At 68.0% G+C, this 17,425-nt stretch carries 14 protein-coding genes; 9 read left to right on the forward strand and 5 right to left on the reverse strand.

Annotated elements, in window-relative coordinates:
* The first annotated feature begins 305 nt into the window (after positions 1 to 305).
* From AC3IR9_RS19000 to AC3IR9_RS19025, 6 genes are all read left to right on the forward strand, one after another.
* On the forward strand, positions 306 to 2,375 hold the full coding sequence (locus tag AC3IR9_RS19000; RefSeq protein ID WP_489292707.1) for a TonB-dependent siderophore receptor: 2,070 nt from the start codon (positions 306 to 308) through the stop codon (positions 2,373 to 2,375).
* A 347-nt stretch (positions 2,376 to 2,722) separates the two neighbouring features.
* Entirely contained in the window at positions 2,723 to 4,900 is a 2,178-nt protein-coding gene (gene yccS / locus AC3IR9_RS19005; RefSeq protein WP_489292708.1) for a YccS family putative transporter, read from the forward strand.
* A 139-nt stretch (positions 4,901 to 5,039) separates the two neighbouring features.
* Positions 5,040 to 5,834, forward strand: a complete 795-nt coding sequence (locus AC3IR9_RS19010; RefSeq protein WP_489292709.1) for an SDR family NAD(P)-dependent oxidoreductase — start codon at positions 5,040 to 5,042, stop codon at positions 5,832 to 5,834.
* A gap of 87 nt (positions 5,835 to 5,921) precedes the next feature.
* A complete protein-coding gene (locus AC3IR9_RS19015; protein WP_489292710.1) occupies positions 5,922 to 7,811 on the forward strand; it encodes an MFS transporter in 1,890 nt (629 codons plus the stop codon).
* A 119-nt stretch (positions 7,812 to 7,930) separates the two neighbouring features.
* The gene (locus AC3IR9_RS19020) at positions 7,931 to 8,290 is read left to right on the forward strand and encodes a CD225/dispanin family protein (RefSeq protein ID WP_489292711.1); all 360 of its coding nucleotides are present in this window, start codon (positions 7,931 to 7,933) and stop codon (positions 8,288 to 8,290) included.
* Positions 8,290 to 8,709, forward strand: a complete 420-nt coding sequence (locus AC3IR9_RS19025; protein WP_489292712.1) for a DUF2752 domain-containing protein — start codon at positions 8,290 to 8,292, stop codon at positions 8,707 to 8,709. Before AC3IR9_RS19020 ends, AC3IR9_RS19025 begins: the two co-directional genes overlap by 1 nt.
* A gap of 57 nt (positions 8,710 to 8,766) precedes the next feature.
* Here AC3IR9_RS19025 and ampE read toward each other — a convergent pair whose 3' ends face one another.
* The 5 genes from ampE to AC3IR9_RS19050 all read right to left on the reverse strand — a co-directional run bounded on the left by ampE (position 8,767) and on the right by AC3IR9_RS19050 (position 12,415).
* Positions 8,767 to 9,660 (reverse strand): regulatory signaling modulator protein AmpE, encoded by an 894-nt coding sequence (gene ampE, locus AC3IR9_RS19030; protein WP_489292713.1) that lies wholly within the window; start codon positions 9,658 to 9,660, stop codon positions 8,767 to 8,769.
* Between the two features lie 115 nt (positions 9,661 to 9,775).
* Positions 9,776 to 10,681, reverse strand: coding sequence for an NAD(+) diphosphatase (gene nudC / locus AC3IR9_RS19035; protein ID WP_489292714.1), 906 nt, complete (start codon positions 10,679 to 10,681; stop codon positions 9,776 to 9,778).
* Positions 10,682 to 10,753: 72 nt separating this feature from the next.
* Positions 10,754 to 11,143: an iron-sulfur cluster insertion protein ErpA gene (gene erpA / locus AC3IR9_RS19040; protein WP_489292716.1), complete on the reverse strand. Its 390-nt coding sequence runs from the start codon at positions 11,141 to 11,143 to the stop codon at positions 10,754 to 10,756.
* A 47-nt stretch (positions 11,144 to 11,190) separates the two neighbouring features.
* Positions 11,191 to 11,658: a bactofilin family protein gene (locus AC3IR9_RS19045; RefSeq protein ID WP_489292717.1), complete on the reverse strand. Its 468-nt coding sequence runs from the start codon at positions 11,656 to 11,658 to the stop codon at positions 11,191 to 11,193.
* A gap of 4 nt (positions 11,659 to 11,662) precedes the next feature.
* The gene (locus AC3IR9_RS19050; protein ID WP_489292718.1) at positions 11,663 to 12,415 is read right to left on the reverse strand and encodes a DUF6776 family protein; all 753 of its coding nucleotides are present in this window, start codon (positions 12,413 to 12,415) and stop codon (positions 11,663 to 11,665) included.
* Between the two features lie 183 nt (positions 12,416 to 12,598).
* Between AC3IR9_RS19050 and AC3IR9_RS19055 the strand changes: the two genes are divergently transcribed.
* The 3 genes from AC3IR9_RS19055 to AC3IR9_RS19065 are packed head-to-tail and all read left to right on the forward strand — an operon-like array spanning position 12,599 to position 17,424.
* Complete coding sequence (locus tag AC3IR9_RS19055; protein ID WP_489292719.1) at positions 12,599 to 13,228, forward strand: DUF4126 domain-containing protein; 630 nt, start codon at positions 12,599 to 12,601, stop codon at positions 13,226 to 13,228.
* A 21-nt stretch (positions 13,229 to 13,249) separates the two neighbouring features.
* Complete coding sequence (locus AC3IR9_RS19060; protein ID WP_489292720.1) at positions 13,250 to 15,142, forward strand: EAL domain-containing protein; 1,893 nt, start codon at positions 13,250 to 13,252, stop codon at positions 15,140 to 15,142.
* Positions 15,143 to 15,201: 59 nt separating this feature from the next.
* Positions 15,202 to 17,424: an ATP-binding protein gene (locus AC3IR9_RS19065; RefSeq protein WP_489295909.1), complete on the forward strand. Its 2,223-nt coding sequence runs from the start codon at positions 15,202 to 15,204 to the stop codon at positions 17,422 to 17,424.
* The last annotated feature ends 1 nt before the right edge of the window (position 17,425 follow it).

Consider the following 17,425-nt stretch of genomic DNA (forward strand, 5'->3'; position numbering starts at 1 on the left):
GGTGCCTGACCGCGTTACGGCGTGACGACCAACGGTCGTCACCTACCAATGCCGCATCGCCTCCGCCCGCACGCGGATGCCTGACCGCGTCGCCTCCCGGTAGGTACCGACCGTTGGTCGGTACGCCTCGGTTTGACGCCACGTAGCAAAACGACAACAATTCTCATCCAGCCACGGTCCAGCATCGCCTTCTGCGATGCCCCCGCTGCCGGTTCCCGGCCAGCCTGCGCGATCCAGCCATCGACCCCTCCCCCGCCATCTGTAGATCGCGGACGGCGTTGTGCTGTCCGCCAAGGAACCCATCGATGCTGTCCTCCCCCCTGCCCCGCCTGGCCACGTTGGCCGTTGCGCTGTCGCTGACCTGCGCCGCCCATGCCCAGTCCGCCCCGGACGGCGCCGTGCGCGCACGCTCGGCCACTGATCTGGACGCGGTCAAAGTCACCGCCGAACGCACCCACACCGACACCGGCGCGCTCGGTGACCGCGCCGTGCGCGATACCCCGTTCGCCATGGCCGTGGTTGGCCGCGAAGACATCGAAAAGCGCCAGGTGGTCTCGCTCGGCGAGGCCTTCGCCACCGACCCGTCGGTGGTCACCCAGGTCAGCGCCTATGCCAGCGGCTGGAGTTCGCCGATCCGCAACCGCGGCATCGACCTCAGCTACGACAGCTACCGCGTCAACGGCCTGCAGGTGTCTTCCTGGGGTACCGAGTGGCCGCTGGAAGTGATGGAGCAGGTGGAACTGCTCAAGGGCCCCGGCGGCTTCATGTATGGCTTCGGACAGCCCGGCGGCATCGTCAATTACGTCACCAGAAAGCCCACCGACGTGCCGACGTTCTCCGCACAGGTTGGCTGGCGTGAGCAGGGCATCGTCAGCGGCCAGGTCGATGCCGGCGGCCGCTTCGGCAACGAAGACATGTTCGGCTATCGCTTCAATGCCTACCAGGAGCAGGGTGAAACCTTCAACGGCGGCGAGGTTAATCGCAAGGTCGGCGCGCTGTCGCTGGATGCGCGCCTGAGCGACCGTCTGACCTGGACCTTCGATGGCGTATTCCAGTCGCGCGAGCTCAGCAATGAATCGCCGCAGTACTACTTCATCGGCCTCACCCACCTGCCGCGCCCGCTGGCAGGCGATATCGACAACAGCATCGATGGCAGCTACTACGACACCCGCTCCAGCCTGCTCTCCACTGCCCTGAACTGGCAGATCAGCAGCGACTGGAAGGCCAGCTTCAGCTACGGCGTCACCACCTCGTGGAACGATGTCAACAAGATCTTCGCCTACATCGACGACCCCAACGGCGACTACAACGTCAACACCTACGAGCTCGGTGGCAAGAGCGAATGGAAGCTGGCCCAGGCCATCCTCCAGGGTCGCTTCGACACCGGCCCGCTGTCGCACCAGGTGGTCGCCGGCGTCTCGCACCAGACCGGCCTGGGCTGGGACCGCCCGAACGAATGGACCACCATCGGCCGCGGCAACCTCTACCAGCGCCCCACCCTGCGCCACGATGCGGTGGGCTCGCGGGCAATGACCCGCGGCAGCGAAACGGTACAGCAGGCCGTGTTCGTCAGCGACACCATCGGCTTCGCCCCCGGCTGGTCGCTGCTGGCCGGCGCGCGCTACAACGATTTCGAAAACAAGGGCGCTTACCACACCTACCCGGTCACCCCTACTTACGCGCTGATGTACAAGCCGGCCGAGGCCGTCACCCTGTACGCCAGCTACGTGGAATCGCTGGAAGCAGGCAGCCGCGTCGGCAGCGACTACCTCAACGCCGGCACCGTGCTGGACCCCACCATCAGCAAGCAGTACGAGATCGGCGCCAAGCTTGAAACCCCCCGCTGGAACGCCAATGCTGCCGCCTTCCGCCTCGAACGCGGCGCCAACATCGACCGCCTCACCGACGCCGGCAAGCTGCTCGTGCAGGATGGCATCACCCTGTACGAAGGCGTCGAAGTCAGTGGCGAGGTGCGTCTCACCGATGGCTTCACCCTCGGTGGCGGCGTCACCTGGCTGGACCCCAGCTACGACAAACTCTCCCCCGACAACATCGCCAACCAGGGCAACCGCACCGCTGGCGCCGCGCGCTGGCAGGGCGTCGTGCATGCCGACTACAGCATCCCGCAGATCGAAGGCCTGAGCCTCTACGCGTTGGCCCGCTACTACGGTGACGTGTTCTACGACGCTGAAAACACCCTCACGCTGCCCGACTACACCCTGGTCAACGCCGGCATCGGCTACCGCATGCAGCTCGACGGCCATCCGCTCACCTGGCGCGCCAGCGTGGAAAACCTGACCAACAAGAAATACTGGTCCAACGCCGGCGTCGGCCTGCCGCGCACATTCGCGGTGAGCGTGCGGTTCGACCTCTAACCGTTCCGGTGGTCCGGCGCATGGCGCGGCACTACCCGCTTCTCCGTTGCGCACCGACCCACTATCGGGGCTCGGTGTGGGTGGGTTGGCGGGACCGTCTTGCGCCATGGATGGCGCAAGCGAGCCTACAGGGGGGAAGGCGCATTGCTTGCGAGGCACTGCCTCGCATGCGACTGAACGCACAGCCGCCAGCGGCTGGGCCGGGCCGCGGAGCGGGATTTACGGCGTGTCCCGCCAACCCACCCACACCGAGCCAAACCGGGGCAACCGGCATCCGCGCGTTTGATTTGCGCTGTCCCCTTCACCCCCCACCGGCAATAATGGGCCACCCCGCACCCCGAGCCCGCATGTCCGCCCGAGAATCCCGCCTGAGCCGCCTGTGGGCGCATGAAAAGGCCAGCTATGGCCTGCGGGTGTTCATCGCGCTGTCGGTGGCCATGGGCGTGTGCTGGCACCTGGACCAGCTACCCGCCCTGCCCGGCGTATTCCTGGGCATCATCGCCAGCGCCATCGCCGAAACCGACGACAACTGGTGGGGCCGGACCAAATCGGTTGCCCTGTCGCTGCTGTGTTTCGTGGCCGCCGCCGCCGCGGTGGTCGAACTGTTCGCCTGGCCGTGGCTGTTCATCGCCGCCCTGGCGGTGTCCACTTTCGGCCTGACCCTGCTCGGCGCGTTGGGCGAACGCTATGCCTCCATCGCCCAGGCCACCGTCACCCTGGCCATCTACACCATGATCGGGCTTGAGCAGCACGGCGCCGCCGACCGCGCCCAGGCCATCACGGCGGTCAGCCACCTGCTTGCCGGCGCGCTCTGGTACGGCCTGCTGTCGATCCTGTGGACCGCCCTGTTCGCCAACCGCCCGGTGCGCGAACGCCTCGCCCGCCTGTACCTCGAACTCGGCCGCTACCTGCAGCTCAAGGCCGACCTGTTTGAACCGGTGCGCGACGCCGACGTACAGAAGCGCCAGCTCGCCCTGGCCGAACAGAACCGCCGCGTCGTCGACGCCCTCAACATCGCCAAGACCGCCATCCTCGCCCGCTTCGGCCGCTCCGGCCGGCCCGGCGTGCAGTCCGGCCTGTACCTGCGCCTGTACTACATGGCCCAGGACTTCCACGAACGTGCCAGCTCCTCGCACTACCCCTATGGCGCGCTCACCGACGCGTTCTTCCACAGCGACGTGCTGTACCGCTGCCAGCGCCTGCTCGCCCTGCAGGGCGAAGCCTGCGCCAACCTGGGCCTGGCCATCCGCCTGCGTCGCCCGTTCCAGTACGGCGAGCGCAGCAAACAGGCCACCGCCGATCTCACCAATTCGCTCACCTGGCTGCGCGCCCAGCAGAACCCACAATGGCAGCGCCTGCTGTCCTCGCTGGAGCTGCTCGGCAACAACCTGCAGAGCATCGAGCGGCGCCTGTCCGAAGCAGAGAAATCAGACGCCACCCTGGACAACGTGGACACCCGCCTGCGCGACACCAACCCGCACACCCTGCGCGAAATGGCCGTGCGCATCGGCCAGCAGCTCACCCCCGGTTCGGTGCTGTTCCGCCACGGCCTGCGCATGGCGCTGGCGCTGATGGTCGGTTTTGCCGCCATCCGCCTGTTCAACGCGCAGAACGGCTCGTGGGTGCTGCTCACCATCGTGTTCGTCTGCCGCCCCCACTTTGGTGCCACCCGCCAGCGGCTGGCCCAGCGCATTACCGGCACCCTGATCGGGCTGGTGCTGACCTGGGCGTTGATGCAGCTGTTCCAGGACCTGCGCATCGAACTGCTGATCGCGCTGCTGTCGGCGCTGTTGTTCTTCTTCACCCGCAGCGACCGTTACCTGGTGGCGTCGGCGGCGATCACGGTGATGGCACTGACCTGCTTCAACCTGATCGGCGACGGTTTCCTGCTGATCTGGCCGCGGCTGGTGGACACCCTGCTGGGCTGCGCGATTGCGGCCGCCGCCGCGTTCCTGATCCTGCCCGACTGGCAGGGCCGGCGCCTGAACCTGGTGATGGCGCGCGTGCTGGGCAACTGTGCGCGCTACCTGGATGCGGTGCTCGGCCAGTATCGCAGCGGCATGCAGGATGACCTGGCTTACCGCGTCGCCCGCCGCGACATGCACAACGCCGATGCCGCGCTGTCCACCGCGTTGTCGAACATGCTGCGCGAGCCGGGCCATGTACGTCGCAACCTGGATGCCGGGTTCCGCTTCCTGGCGTTGTCCAACACGCTGCTGGGGCACCTTTCCGCACTCGGCGCGCATCGCGCCCAGCTGGACAGCTACGCGCAGGACCCACAGGCACTGGCCGGTGGCGAGCGCGTTGAACAGGCCATGCAGCAGGTGGCCGCCGCGCTGGAGAAGCGCGAGCCGGTGGACGAAGCCGACAACGACGACGACCGTGCCCTCGCCGAGCAGCTGGAGCAGATCAACGACGACATGCCGCCCAAGCTGCAGCTGATCCGCACCCAGATGGGGCTGATGCTGCGGCTGCTGCCCAAGCTGCGCGGGGCGGCCAATGAGGCCGCGCGCACCTTACGGTAGGTATCGACCGTTGGTCGATACGCACGACCAACGGTCATGCGCTACCCCACACAACGCACCGCTGCGTTGCGGCAACCGATGCGCGGCCATGACGGCCGGGCGCGCAGAATGATCGCGCCCCCCGCTCAAGGAGTCCCCCATGCAACTGGATCTTTCCGGCCGGACCGCCCTGGTCACCGCCTCCACCGCCGGTATCGGCCATGGCATCGCCCACGGGCTGGCCGCGGCCGGTGCGCAGGTGATCGTCAACGGCCGCAGCCAGGCCTCGGTGGACAAGGCGCTGGCGACACTGCGCGACGCCCTCCCCGCTGCCCGCCTGCTCGGCGCTGCAGCCGACCTGTCCGATGCAGCCGGCGCCGACACCCTGCTGGCCGCGCTGCCGACAGTGGACATCCTGGTCAACAACGCCGGCATCTTCGGCCCACAGGACTTCTTTGACACCGACGATGCCACCTGGGAGCAGTACTGGCAGACCAACGTGATGTCCGGCGTACGCCTGTCGCGGGCGCTGCTGCCGGGCATGGTCGAACGTGGCTGGGGCCGGGTGCTGTTCCTGTCTTCGGAATCGGCACGCAACATTCCCGCCGACATGATCCACTACGGGGTCACCAAGACCGCCCTGCTCGGCCTGTCGCGCGGGCTGGCCAAACGCGTCGCCGGCAGCGGCGTCACCGTCAACGCGGTGCTGCCCGGCCCGACCCTGTCCGACGGCTTTGCGGCAATGATGGAAGAAGAACGCGCGCGTACCGGCAAGTCACTGGAACAGATCGGCCGCGAATTCGTCATGGCCCACCGGCCCAGCTCAGTGATCCAGCGCGCCGCCAGCGTGGAGGAAGTGGCCAACATGGTCGTGTACCTGGCGTCGGCGCAGGCCTCGGCCACGTCCGGGGCGGCCCTGCGCGTGGACGGCGGCGTGGTCGACGACATCGTCTGAACCGCGCCGGCAGCACCGCCCCGGCGGTGCTGCCATGCCCGGGCAACGGCGACAATGCTAGGCTGCGCCGGTTCGCAAGGAGTTTCCATGTCCGGCCACAGCCAGTTCGCCCTGCTCAAGCAGCGCCGTTTCCTGCCGTTCTTCATCGTCCAGTCGCTGGGCGCGTTCAACGACAACGTGTACCGGCAGGCCATCATCGGGCTGCTGTTCTACCTGGGCGTCAGCCAGGCCGAGCAGTCGCTGTACACCACGCTGGCGCCGGCCATCTTCATCCTGCCCTACTTCCTGTTCTCGGCCCTGGCCGGGCAGATCGCCGAGAAGCTGGAAAAATCGCGCCTGATCGTGATCACCACCACCATGGAGATCGCGATCATGTCGCTGGCCGCAGTCGGCTTCCTCACCCAGAGCATGCCGGTGTTGCTGGTGGCGCTGTTCTGCACCGGGCTGCAGTCCACCCTGTTCGGCCCGGTCAAGTACTCGGTGCTGCCCTCGGTGCTGAAACCGGAGGAGCTCACCGGCGGCAATGGCCTGGTCGAGATGGGCACCTCGATGTCGATCCTCACCGGCATGATCTGCGGCGGCATCATCTTCACCCTGGCCGGCAGCTTCGGTCCGATCGTGGCGGCCACCGCGGTGATCGCGCTGGCCATCTTCGGCAACGTCACTGCGCGCATGATCCCCAAGGTCGATGCCGGCGCGCCGGACCTGAAGATCAACTGGAACCCCATTCCCGAATCGCTGGCGGTGCTGCGCCTGGCCAAGAAGCAGAAGGCGGTGCGCAACGCCATCCTTGGGGTGTCCTGGTTCTGGTTCGTCGGCACCATGCTCACCTCGCAGCTGCCCACCTATGCGGTGGTCAACCTGGGCGGCGAGCCCACCCTCTATATATTCGCGCTGGCGCTGTTCTCGGTCGGCACCGGGGTCGGTTCGCTGCTGTGCGAAAAGCTGTCCGGGCGCACCGTGGAAATCGGCCTGGTGCCGCTGGGCGCGTTCGGCATGACCGCCTTCATGCTCGACCTGTATTTCGCCCGCGCCGGCACCGCCACCGCGGCTGGGCTGAGTGTGTCTGCGTTCGTGGCCGCGCCGGGCAGCGTGCGCATCATCATCGACCTGATCGGCATCGGCCTGTTCACCGGCTTCTTCGTGGTGCCCTTGTTTGCGCTGATCCAGAGCCGCACGCCGAAGTCGGAGATGTCGCGCGTGTTCGCCGCGCTGAACATCCAGAATTCCGGCTTCATCGTCGGTGCGGCGATGATCGCCCTGGCCACGCAGAAGTTCCTGCACTGGACCATCCCGCAGCTGTTCCTGGCCTTGGCCATCGCCAATGCGGTGGTGTCGATCTACATCTTCACCATCGTCCCCGAATTCCTGATGCGCTTCCTCAGCTGGGTGATGGTGCGCACCCTGTACCGGCTGCGCGTGCACGGCATCGAAGCCAACGTGCCCGACGACGACCCCGCCTTGCTCGTGTGCAACCACGTCAGCTACATGGACGCGCTGATCCTGTCGGCGACGATCCCGCGCCCGGTACGCTTTGTGATGTATTACAAAATCTTCAACATCCCGGTGATGCGCTGGATCTTCCGCACCGCCAAAGCCATCCCGATCGCCGGTGCACGCGAAAACCCGGCACTGATGCAGGCCGCCTTCGACGAAGTGGACAAGGCGCTGGCCGACGGCGAGCTGGTGTGCATTTTCCCCGAAGGCGCATTGACCAAGGATGGCGACATGGCCGCCTTCAAATCCGGCGTCGAGAAAATCCTGGAACGGCGTACGGTACCGGTGGTGCCGATGGCGCTGCGCGGCATGTGGTCCAGCATGTGGAGCCGTCGCGATACGCGGCTGGGGCGGATGCGGGTACCGCGCCGCTTCCGCGCGAACATCGAGGTGGCCGCCGCGCCCGCGGTGGCCGGCGAGACCGCCACCGCGCCGTCGCTGGAGCAGCAGGTGCGCCAGCTTCGCGGCGAAAACGCCTGAGCCCGGCGCGACGGGGATGTAACCGTATACATCGTAGCGATCACTTCGGGTAGATTACCGCCAACACGATCGATCCACCCGCTGCAACGCCTCCCACCCAGGAAAATGGAGCTTCGCCAATGAATGCCACTGCCCCGCTGCCGCCCGCCTCCGGTACCGTCCCCAACTACCTGATCTGGTCGATCATCGTCACCATCCTGGCCTTCTTCATGTGCTGCGTGTCGTGCCTGAGCTTCCCGGCCATCGCCACCGGCATCGTGGCCATCGTGTTCGCCAACAAGGTCAACACGCTGCTCAACCAGGGCGACCTGGTCGCCGCGCGCCAGGCGTCCAAGAACGCCAAGATCTGGGCCTGGGTCACCACCGGCATCCTGATCGCCGCCACCCTGTTCTCGCTGATCTGGCTGGCCACGGTGGGCGTGGATGGCTACATGGAACAGATCCAGCAGTTCCAGCAGCAGATCGAAAGCAGCCGCTGATGCCCTTGCTGCGCGGCAAGCGTTGGTTGCTGGCCGCGATCCCCCCGGCGGCGATGGTCGCCGGGGCAGGTTTCTGGACGCTGCGGCATTTCGATCCCAACAGCGCCGACAGCCCGTTTCCGCCCTGCAGTTTCTTCGCCGTTACCGGCTACTACTGCATCGGCTGCGGGCTTACCCGTGCGCTGCACGCGCTGGCCCACGGCGATGTACTCACGGCCATCTCGATGAATCCACTGGCGATGCTGATGCTGGCCATCGCACCGTTGGTGGTCGGCTGGGTGCTGGGCTGGCGCCCACGCTGGATGCAGCCGCTGATCACGCTGCTGCTCAAACCCGCCTTCTGGCTCACCCTGCTGCCGCTGTACTGGGTCGCCCGCAACCTGCCCTGGGTGCCGTTTACCTGGCTGGCGCCCGGGTAAGCACGCAACGCCAGCACCAAGCTGCTCTTGGCGCTACGCGCTGATTGATTGCCGCGATCAGGTTACCCAGCCGGCCATCACCAGCAGCGCCAACGCCGCCATCCACAGCAGCAGCATGCGCCACACCAGGCTCATCGCATCGCGCAGCTCCGGCAGGCGTCGCCATACCGGCACCATGCCCGCGTCGCTGTAATCGTGCGCCTCTTCACGCAGCTCCGCGCTCACGCTGGCGCGTGCCACCGCACCCAGGAACACCGTGGAAGCGGCCCACTGGTTGCCATGCGCCTGTCGCCAGGCCTTGTAGGCCGTATCGAAATTGCCCACCAATGCCATCGACAGCGACATCAGCTGCGCCACCGGCCATTCCAGCCACCCCAGCACCTGGCGGGCACCGGCCACGCACTCGGCGGTGGCCAGCGAACGCGTCGGCCCCACCGCCAGCAATGCCAGCAGGCGATACGCCAGCGCGCCCACCGGCCCCAGCAGCAGGAACCAGAACAACACGGCAAACCAGCGGCGCAACGCGTTGAGCACGGTCGCCTCGACCAGCGAGGACACATCCTCATGCAGGCTGCCACCGGCCGCCTGCAACTGGGTGATCGCCACGTGACGGGTGGAGGCGTCATCGGCGTCGATCACCGCCTCGATATCGCGGTCCAGGTCGCGCGGGCCCCAGCAGATCACCAGCGTGGCGACGCCCAGCAATAGCGAGGGCAGGCCGAACAGCCGCCCCTGCAGCGCCCATTGCACCAGCAGCAGCACCACCACCCACGGCAGCAGCGCCAGCACCCAGCCATGCCGGCTGCGCCAGAAGCCGGTGGGGGCAGCGTGGGCGTCCAGCCACTGCAGCCAACGCCGGTAGAGCCCGAACCGGCGCAATGCCACCGCCGCGGCAGGCGCGACATGGCCCAGCGCCAGGGCAACCAGCACGGCGACGAGGGTGGTGAACATGTAAGCCTCCGGCTCGGTTTCTGGCCGCTACTATGCCTTGCGACCCGGCAATTCCCCGGGCCGTTGGTAATGTACGCTGCGCCGCGTTCAGCCGGCGGCAACGCCGCCGTCGTGCTCAGCCCACCTGCTGGCGGTACCAGTGCTCGATCAGGCTGCGCGAGATCGAAATCGGCGGCGACAGGCGGATGCCCTGGCCGTCGTCTTCGACATCCCGGGCCAACGCCGCGCCCACTTCCTCGGCACTGAACCAGCGCGCGTCTTCCAGCTCACCATTGACGGTGGGCACGTCGTCTTCGGCGGTCGCGGCAAAACCGAGCATCAGCGCGCCCGGGAACGGCCACGGCTGGGTGCCCAGGTAGCGGCACTCACGCACCCGCACCCGGCTTTCCTCGAAGACTTCACGAACCACGGTCTGCTCCAGCGATTCGCCCGGCTCGACGAAACCGGCCAGCACCGAATAGCGCCGCGGCGCCCAGTTGGACTGGCGCCCGAGCAGCAACCGGCCGTTGTTTTCCACCGCGACGATCACCGCCGGGTCCACCCGCGGGTAATGCTCGGTGGCGCACTGCCCGCAGCGCCCGATGAAGCCACTGCGCGAGAACGTGATGCCGCCACCGCAGACGCCGCAGAAGCGGGTGCGTGACTGCCAGTACGACATCCCGCGCGCATAGCAGAACGCGCTGGCATCGGCGGCCGACCAGGTCGTGGCCGATTCGCGCAGGTCTACCCGTTGTGGTGCGGTGACATCCACCGCAGACGCCTCCAGCGAGAACCACCCGCGCGCGCCGCGCAGGCCGAGGAAGATCGCCGTGCCGGGCCCACCGCCCACCTGGGCACCGGTCAGCGGCAGCGGCTGGCCATCGTCGCCGGCCAGCGCGCGGCCGTCCTGGTCGATGACCAGCACATGCGCATCGGGCCACAGCCGCGCCAACGCATCGGCGTCATCACGCAGCGTATCGGCACGTTCGAGGGGTTCAGTGGTGAAGGCGAAACCGGACAGCGCCGTTGAAAATCTGGACATGCGGCAAGCCTGCCCACATTCGCCGACAGTGGCAAGCGCCGGACGACCTATCCGGTCGCCAGCGCGCGTGCATCACATGCTGAAACTGCTGCCGCAACCGCAGGTGGTCTTGGCGTTCGGATTGCGGATCACGAACTGCGCACCGGTCAGGCTTTCGGTGTAGTCCACCTCGGCCCCCATCAGGTACTGCAGGCTCAGCGGATCGACCAGCAGGGTCACCCCGTTGGTGTCCACGGCCAGGTCATCCTCGGCGCGGTTCTCATCGAACTCGAAGCCGTACTGGAAGCCCGAGCAACCGCCGCCCTGGATATAGACGCGCAGCGCAAGCGCGGTACTGGCCTCGTCCTGGATCAGTTCCTTGACCTTGGCCGCAGCGGCCTCGGTGAAGTTCAGTGGACGGTCCAGCGATTGGTAGTTCGGCGCGGCGACAGGGGCGCCGGGCAGGGAAACAAGCGTGCTCATGCCCCCAGCATGGGGGCGCATGGGCACGCTTTCAAGCGACCGACCGTTCAGGCCATGGCTTCGGCAAGCTTCCTGCGGGCGCTGCTGTCCTTGCCCTTGCCCGGCTCGTCGGCCTCCTCGGCCGGCGGCGGCAGCGCGGCCATCTGCCCGCTGCCGTGGATCAGGCGGCCGGTCAGCTGGGCACCGGCGTTCATCTCCACCACCTGGTAGTGGATGTTGCCGTTGACCCGGGCGGTGGGAGTCAGTTCGACCTTCTCGGTGGAATGGACATCCCCGTCCAGACGCCCGCTGATCACCACCACCTGGGCGCGGATCTCGCCCTCGATGGCGCCCTGTTCGGCCAGGGTGAGGGTGGCGTTGGTGGCCCCGTCGGCGGCGATCACCTTGCCCAGGATGGTGCCTTCCACGTACAGGCCACCACTGAACTCGACATCACCGCGGATCACCACCTGCGCGCCGATCAGCGCATCCACGACCAGATGTCCGTCGCGGTTGGACTTGTTGCTGCCAAACATGGGCTTACTCCCCTTCTTTTGCCGATGGTGCAGCCGGTGCGCCGGCCTGCTTCCAATCAAAAACCTGGGTGGCGCCCCCCGCGCCCGTTCCCAGCGTGACCCGCACACGTTGCGGGGTGAAGTCTTTTGGCAGGATGACGCTGCCGGTGAGCTGCTGGAAGTACCGGAAGGAATAGTCCTGCCCCGGCACCCTGGTGCGCTGGTGCAGCTCGTCCCAGCTGACCGAGGTCAGCTTGCCGCCTTTGACGCCCTCCACGGTGAAGCGCATCTGGCCCTGGCTGATCGCGCCACGGTTCAGATTCTGGGTGAGCACCACGGCGTACTGCCAGGTGCCGCCGGTTTCCGGCGAGAATTCGATGGAATGGGTATTGAGGCCTTTGCGCTGGCTGGTGGCCCCGACCAGGCGCTCGTAGAACGCCACGTCGGCGCGCAACCCGGCAATCTCTTCATCGCGCTCGCCCAGCGAGGCCTGCACCTCGTTGTTGGCCGCGCGGCTGATGCGGTCCGAGGCCTGCAGCGTGGCTTGGCGCTGCTGCATTTCCACCACCTGCTTCTGCAGGGTCTCGGCGCGCTTTTCAGCGGCACCCAGCTGGCTGCCGGCGTCGCCGCCCGGGCCTGCCAGCCAGCGGCCCAGCAGCACGGCCACGATCAGGGTGACCAGCCAGATGCCGGCCACGATGGCCAGGCGGCGGCGATCCTGCACCGGCGGTGCCCCCGGCCGGCGGATCTGGATGCGGGGTGGAGTCGGGTTGTTCATGGCGGTTATCCGCGGCAGCGCCTTGGGCGATACCGGCATGGCCCCTGTTGGAACGATCGACTGGCTAGTGTAAATCAGGGTGGGGGCATTTCACGCACCGGTACCGGTGGCCGGCGGTAGCGTTCATGCACGTCATCCCCGATAGTGTGGGCCTGTGCACACTTTGCAGCCGGAGCGCGTGCCATGACCGAAGCCCATCTGTTTGTAATCGGCATCCTGCTGGCCTGGCTGGCCGGTATCCGCGTGTACCTGACCGTGTTCGGCGTCGGCCTGGCCGGGCTGCTCGGCTGGGTGGACCTGCCCCCGGCGCTGCAGGCCACCCAATCGTGGTGGGTGCTGGGCACCTCGGCCACGTTGGCCGTTGCCGAATTCTTCGCCGACAAGATCCCCGGCGTGGATTCGGTCTGGGACCTGGTGCAGACCCTGGCGCGGGTGCCGGCCGGCGCGTTCCTGGCCGCCGCCACGCTTTCGCCCAGCGGTGAACTGAGCGGTACCGCGCTGGTCGCCGGGGCCGGGGTGGCGCTGGCCAGCCATGGGCTCAAATCCGGCACCCGCGCCCTGCTCAACACCTCGCCCGAACCGGCCAGCAACTGGGTTGCCTCGGCCGCCGAGGACACCATCGTCGTCGGCGGGCTGGCGCTCGCGCTGGCGCACCCGTGGCTGGCGTTGATCGGCGTGGTGGCGTGCAGCCTGATCGGTGCGCTGGTGGTATGGCTGGTCTGGCGCACGCTGTGGAAGGGCATGCGCTGGCTGCTCGGGCAAACCCCCGAGCGCGCCGTTCCGCTGCCGAACCGCGACGTGCTGCCACCGTAATCAATCGCCCGCACGGCATAATTGCGCCGCAGACCTGGAGTACTGATGGCCGTCACCGAAAACGTTCCTGCCCCTGGCCGCGCCCTGCGCGCCGAGACCCCGCCGGCTGATCACTGGCAGCGCTGGGCCGGTACGGCCACGCCCGTCACGGCGCCCAGCAACGTGGTGCCGCTGACCGCGGCCATCGCGGCCATGCCGGCCCCACCGGCGCTGCCGCCGGCGTCCTCGCTGGCCAATGAGGACGCGCCCGCCCCGGTCGGGCTGGACGCCCCCTACCGCGTGCTGATCGTCGAAGACGACCGCTCGCAGGCGCTGTTCGCGCAGAGCGTGCTGCATGGCGCGGGCATGGAAGCGGTCGTGCACAGCGATGCCGAGGGCGTACAGCAGGCCATCGCCGAGAACCGCCCCGACCTGATCCTGATGGACCTGCACCTGCCCGGCCTGGATGGCATGCGCCTGACCGCCCTGATCCGCCAGCAGCCCGGCCAGCAGTTGCTGCCGATCGTGTTCCTCAGCGGCGACCCGGACCCGGAGCGCCAGTTCGAAGTGCTCGACAGCGGCGCCGACGATTTCCTCAGCAAGCCGATCCGTCCACGCCACTTGATCGCCGCGGTCTCCAACCGCATCCGCCGCGCGCGGGCGCAGGCGGCCGCGCAGCCAGGTGCGCATGGTGCCCCGGCGATGCACAACCCCGAGACCGGCCTGCCCACCCGGCACTACGTGATGCAGCAGCTGGCCGCTTCGCTGGCCCACCGCGACCAGGGCGGCCTGTTCTTCATCGAAGTAGCCAGTGCGCTGGGTCTGCGCGAGCGCTATGGCTATGCCGCCTTTGAACGCCTGATGGTGCAGGCCGCGCAGCGCCTGGCCGATACCGCGCAGCCGCACCTGCTGGCGCGCTTGAACGACAACAGCTTCCTGGTGCTGGCCCGCGGCGTCGACGAGGACGGCCTGGATGCGGTGGCGCAGAACCTGCGCGAGCAGCTGTCCGCGCGCGCCTTCGTGATCCGCGACGACGAGTCGGTGCACCTGCGTGGCGTGGTTGGCCATGCACAGCTCTCGCTCGGTTTCAGCGACGCCGGCAGTGCACTGGAGGCGGTCGAGCGCACCACCCTGCAGGCACGCCTGCTCAGTGCCGGCGTTGCCGCGCACGTGCGCCGGGAGGATGTCGCCGCACAGGAACACCTGGCCCTGCTCGAGGGCCAGCTGGAACTGGCCTACCAGCCGATCGTGGCCGTGGCCGGAGGCAACACCGCGCAGTACCAGGTGCTGCTGCGGTTGCGCCAGGCCGATGGCAGCGTGCTGGCCGCCGGCCAGGTGATTCCGGCGGCCGAGGCGGCCGGGCGCATCGCCGATCTGGACCAGCAGGTGATGGACCACGCATTGGGCCTGTTGGACCTGTATCAGCACGCCACCCAGCCGTTGAGCCTGTTCGTGTCGCAGTCGCTGCGCACGCTGGCGCGCGATGCGTTCGCCGACTGGCTGCTGGAATCGCTGGCACGCCGCCAGGTGGCCGGCGAGGCGTTGATCATCGATGTGCGCCTGCCCGACGCACTCATCCACACCGTCACCCTGCAGCAGTTCTGCAGCCGCATGAGCGCGGCCGGCGTGCGCTTCTGCCTGAGCCAGTTCGAACCGGGCAGCGAAGCCAACGCGCTGCTCACCCAGCTGCCGCTGGCATTCGTGCGCATGGCCGCACGCTTTTCCAGCAGCCACGCCAACCAGCGCACCCGCGACGAACTGCGCGCGGCCATTGAAACCGCGCATCGCGCCGGGTTGCAGATCATCGGCCAGCAGATCGAAGACCCGCAGGCGGCGGCCGCGATGTGGATGGGCGGGGTCGACTTCATCCAGGGCAACATGGTGCAGTCGGCCGGCAGTGAACTGAACTTCGACTTCCACAACGCGGTGTTGTGACCATGACCGCCCAGGGACGGGTTCCACGCGCACTCTGGCTGGCGGCGATGGCCGCCGCCGTGGCGGCCACGGCGGCCTTGATGGCTGCACTCGGCAGCCGTGGCCCATGGCCGGCGATCGCCAGCGGCGCCGCCCTGCTCGCCGTTATTGCCAGCCTGGCCTGCGTGCAGCGCTGGCGCGATGCCCAACAACACCTGCAGCAGCTGCAGCGCCGGGGCGACACCCTGGCCACCGAGCGCGACCAGCTGCTGCACGCCGTGCAGCAACAGGACGCGCTTGAACAGGAGCTGCTGCAGGCCAAGCAGGCCGCCGAGGCGGCCACGCTGGCCAAGGGCGAGTTCCTGGCCACGATGAGCCACGAAATCCGCACCCCTCTCAACGGCATCCTGCCGATGCTGGACCTGATCGCCCGCGGCCAGCTGGGCAGCGACCAGCGGCAGATGCTGCAGACCGCCACGATCAGCTCACAGCAACTGCTGCGCATCGTCGATGACATCCTCGATTACTCCCGGCTCGAGGCCAAAGGCCTGGACCTGGAGATCACCACCTTCAACCTGCGCGAACTGCTTGAGGGCCTGGTCCAGTTGATGCAGCGCACCGCAGACCCGAAGGGCCTGAAGCTGTCGCTGGAGCTGGACCCGGCAGTGCGCCTGTCGGTGCGCGGCGACCCGGTGCGGCTGCGCCAGGTGCTGGGCAACCTGCTGGTCAATGCCATCAAGTTCACCGAGCGCGGGCACATCCGCCTGCGCGTGCAGCGCCTGGGCGAGACAAACGCACAGCACCAGCTGCGCGTTGAAGTGGTGGACAGCGGCATCGGCATCGATGCGACCCTGCAATCACGGCTGTTCCAGTCGTTCAGCCAGGCCGATGCGTCCACAACCCGCATCTACGGCGGCACCGGCCTGGGCCTGGCCATCTGCAAACGCATCATCGACCTGATGCATGGGCACATCGGGGTCAGCTCGACCCCCGGCCAAGGCGCCACGTTCTGGTTCGAAATTCCGCTGCTGAAGGTGATCGGCGACCTGCCCGCACTGGGCAGCAGCGTCACCCGTGCCCTGCTGGTCAGCACCGATACGCTGCTGGCCCAGCGCCTGGAGCGCGTGCTGCAGCACTACGACGTGCGCCTGCACGTGGCAGACAGCGCCTCGACCGCACTGGACATCCTGCGCGCGCCCCTGCGCCCCGGCATCGAGCCCCCGCTGGCCTGGGTGATCGCCGATACCGATGCCCTGCGTCACGGCGCCACCGCGCTGCATCGTGCGGTGCTGCATGACCTGCCGGGTCCGCCGCCGAAACTGCTGTGGCTGCAGGGCAGCGACGCCCTGGCGCCACTGCTGCTGGGCGATACGCTGCAGCTGCCCCGCGATGCCGCCGACAGCGAGCTGCATGCGTTGCTGCGCCCGGCCGCCGCCTCCGCACGGCCGGCCCCCCTGCTGGCCGAGGTGGATGCCACTGCAGGCAGCCCCGAGGCATCACCACAGTTGGGCCTGCGGGTGCTGCTGGTGGAAGACAACAGCGTCAACCTGCTGGTCGCCCAGCGCCTGCTGCAGGTGCTGGGCTGCACCGTGGTCACCGCCACCGACGGCGAGCAGGCCCTGCACAGCCTGGCCACGCAGCGCGTCGACCTGGTGTTGATGGATTGCCAGATGCCGGTACTGGACGGCTACCGGGCCACCGGCCGCTGGCGGGCCCGCGAGGCCGAGACCGGCGCGGCGCGGCTGCCGATCGTGGCCATGACCGCCAACGCCATGGCCGGCGACCGCGAACGCTGCCTGCAGGCGGGCATGGACGATTACCTGTCCAAGCCGGTCAACCGTGCATCGCTGCAAGCCTGCCTGCAGCGCTGGCAGGGCAGCTGCGCCCTCGGGGAGGGGGGCGTGGCCGATGGCCGCGACTTCAACGAGGTTGCCGACAACCCGCTGCCGGTACTCGACTCCAGCGTGCTGGACGAACTGCTGGAGGTGATCGGTGCACAGACCGCGCACATCATCGGTGTGTTCCTCGATGACACCCCTGCGCTGATCGCGCGTTTGCAGGAAGCCTCGGTGGCCGCCGACCTGGATCAGCTGCGCGCGCTCGCGCACAGTTTGAAATCGGCCAGTGCCAATGTCGGGGCAATTGCGCTGTCGGTGGCCGCACGTCGGATCGAGCACGACGCGCGCGCCGGCACGCTGGAACGCCCCGCCGTGGCGGTGGCGCTGTTGATCGCTGAGTTCGCACGCGCGCGGATCGCGCTGGCCGGCTACCAGAACGGCCTGCGCGCCCCGCTGCAGGGCTGAC

The sequence above is a fragment of the Stenotrophomonas sp. GL_101 genome (assembly GCF_057835675.1).

Coding starts and splice junctions, on each gene's coding strand:
- AC3IR9_RS19000 (WP_489292707.1), top strand. CDS start 306: ATGCTGTCCTCCCCCCTGCCCCGCCTGGCCACGTTGGCCGTTGCGCTG.
- yccS (WP_489292708.1), top strand. CDS start 2,723: ATGTCCGCCCGAGAATCCCGCCTGAGCCGCCTGTGGGCGCATGAAAAG.
- AC3IR9_RS19010 (WP_489292709.1), top strand. CDS start 5,040: ATGCAACTGGATCTTTCCGGCCGGACCGCCCTGGTCACCGCCTCCACC.
- AC3IR9_RS19015 (WP_489292710.1), top strand. CDS start 5,922: ATGTCCGGCCACAGCCAGTTCGCCCTGCTCAAGCAGCGCCGTTTCCTG.
- AC3IR9_RS19020 (WP_489292711.1), top strand. CDS start 7,931: ATGAATGCCACTGCCCCGCTGCCGCCCGCCTCCGGTACCGTCCCCAAC.
- AC3IR9_RS19025 (WP_489292712.1), top strand. CDS start 8,290: ATGCCCTTGCTGCGCGGCAAGCGTTGGTTGCTGGCCGCGATCCCCCCG.
- ampE (WP_489292713.1), bottom strand. CDS start 9,660: ATGTTCACCACCCTCGTCGCCGTGCTGGTTGCCCTGGCGCTGGGCCAT.
- nudC (WP_489292714.1), bottom strand. CDS start 10,681: ATGTCCAGATTTTCAACGGCGCTGTCCGGTTTCGCCTTCACCACTGAA.
- erpA (WP_489292716.1), bottom strand. CDS start 11,143: ATGAGCACGCTTGTTTCCCTGCCCGGCGCCCCTGTCGCCGCGCCGAAC.
- AC3IR9_RS19045 (WP_489292717.1), bottom strand. CDS start 11,658: ATGTTTGGCAGCAACAAGTCCAACCGCGACGGACATCTGGTCGTGGAT.
- AC3IR9_RS19050 (WP_489292718.1), bottom strand. CDS start 12,415: ATGAACAACCCGACTCCACCCCGCATCCAGATCCGCCGGCCGGGGGCA.
- AC3IR9_RS19055 (WP_489292719.1), top strand. CDS start 12,599: ATGACCGAAGCCCATCTGTTTGTAATCGGCATCCTGCTGGCCTGGCTG.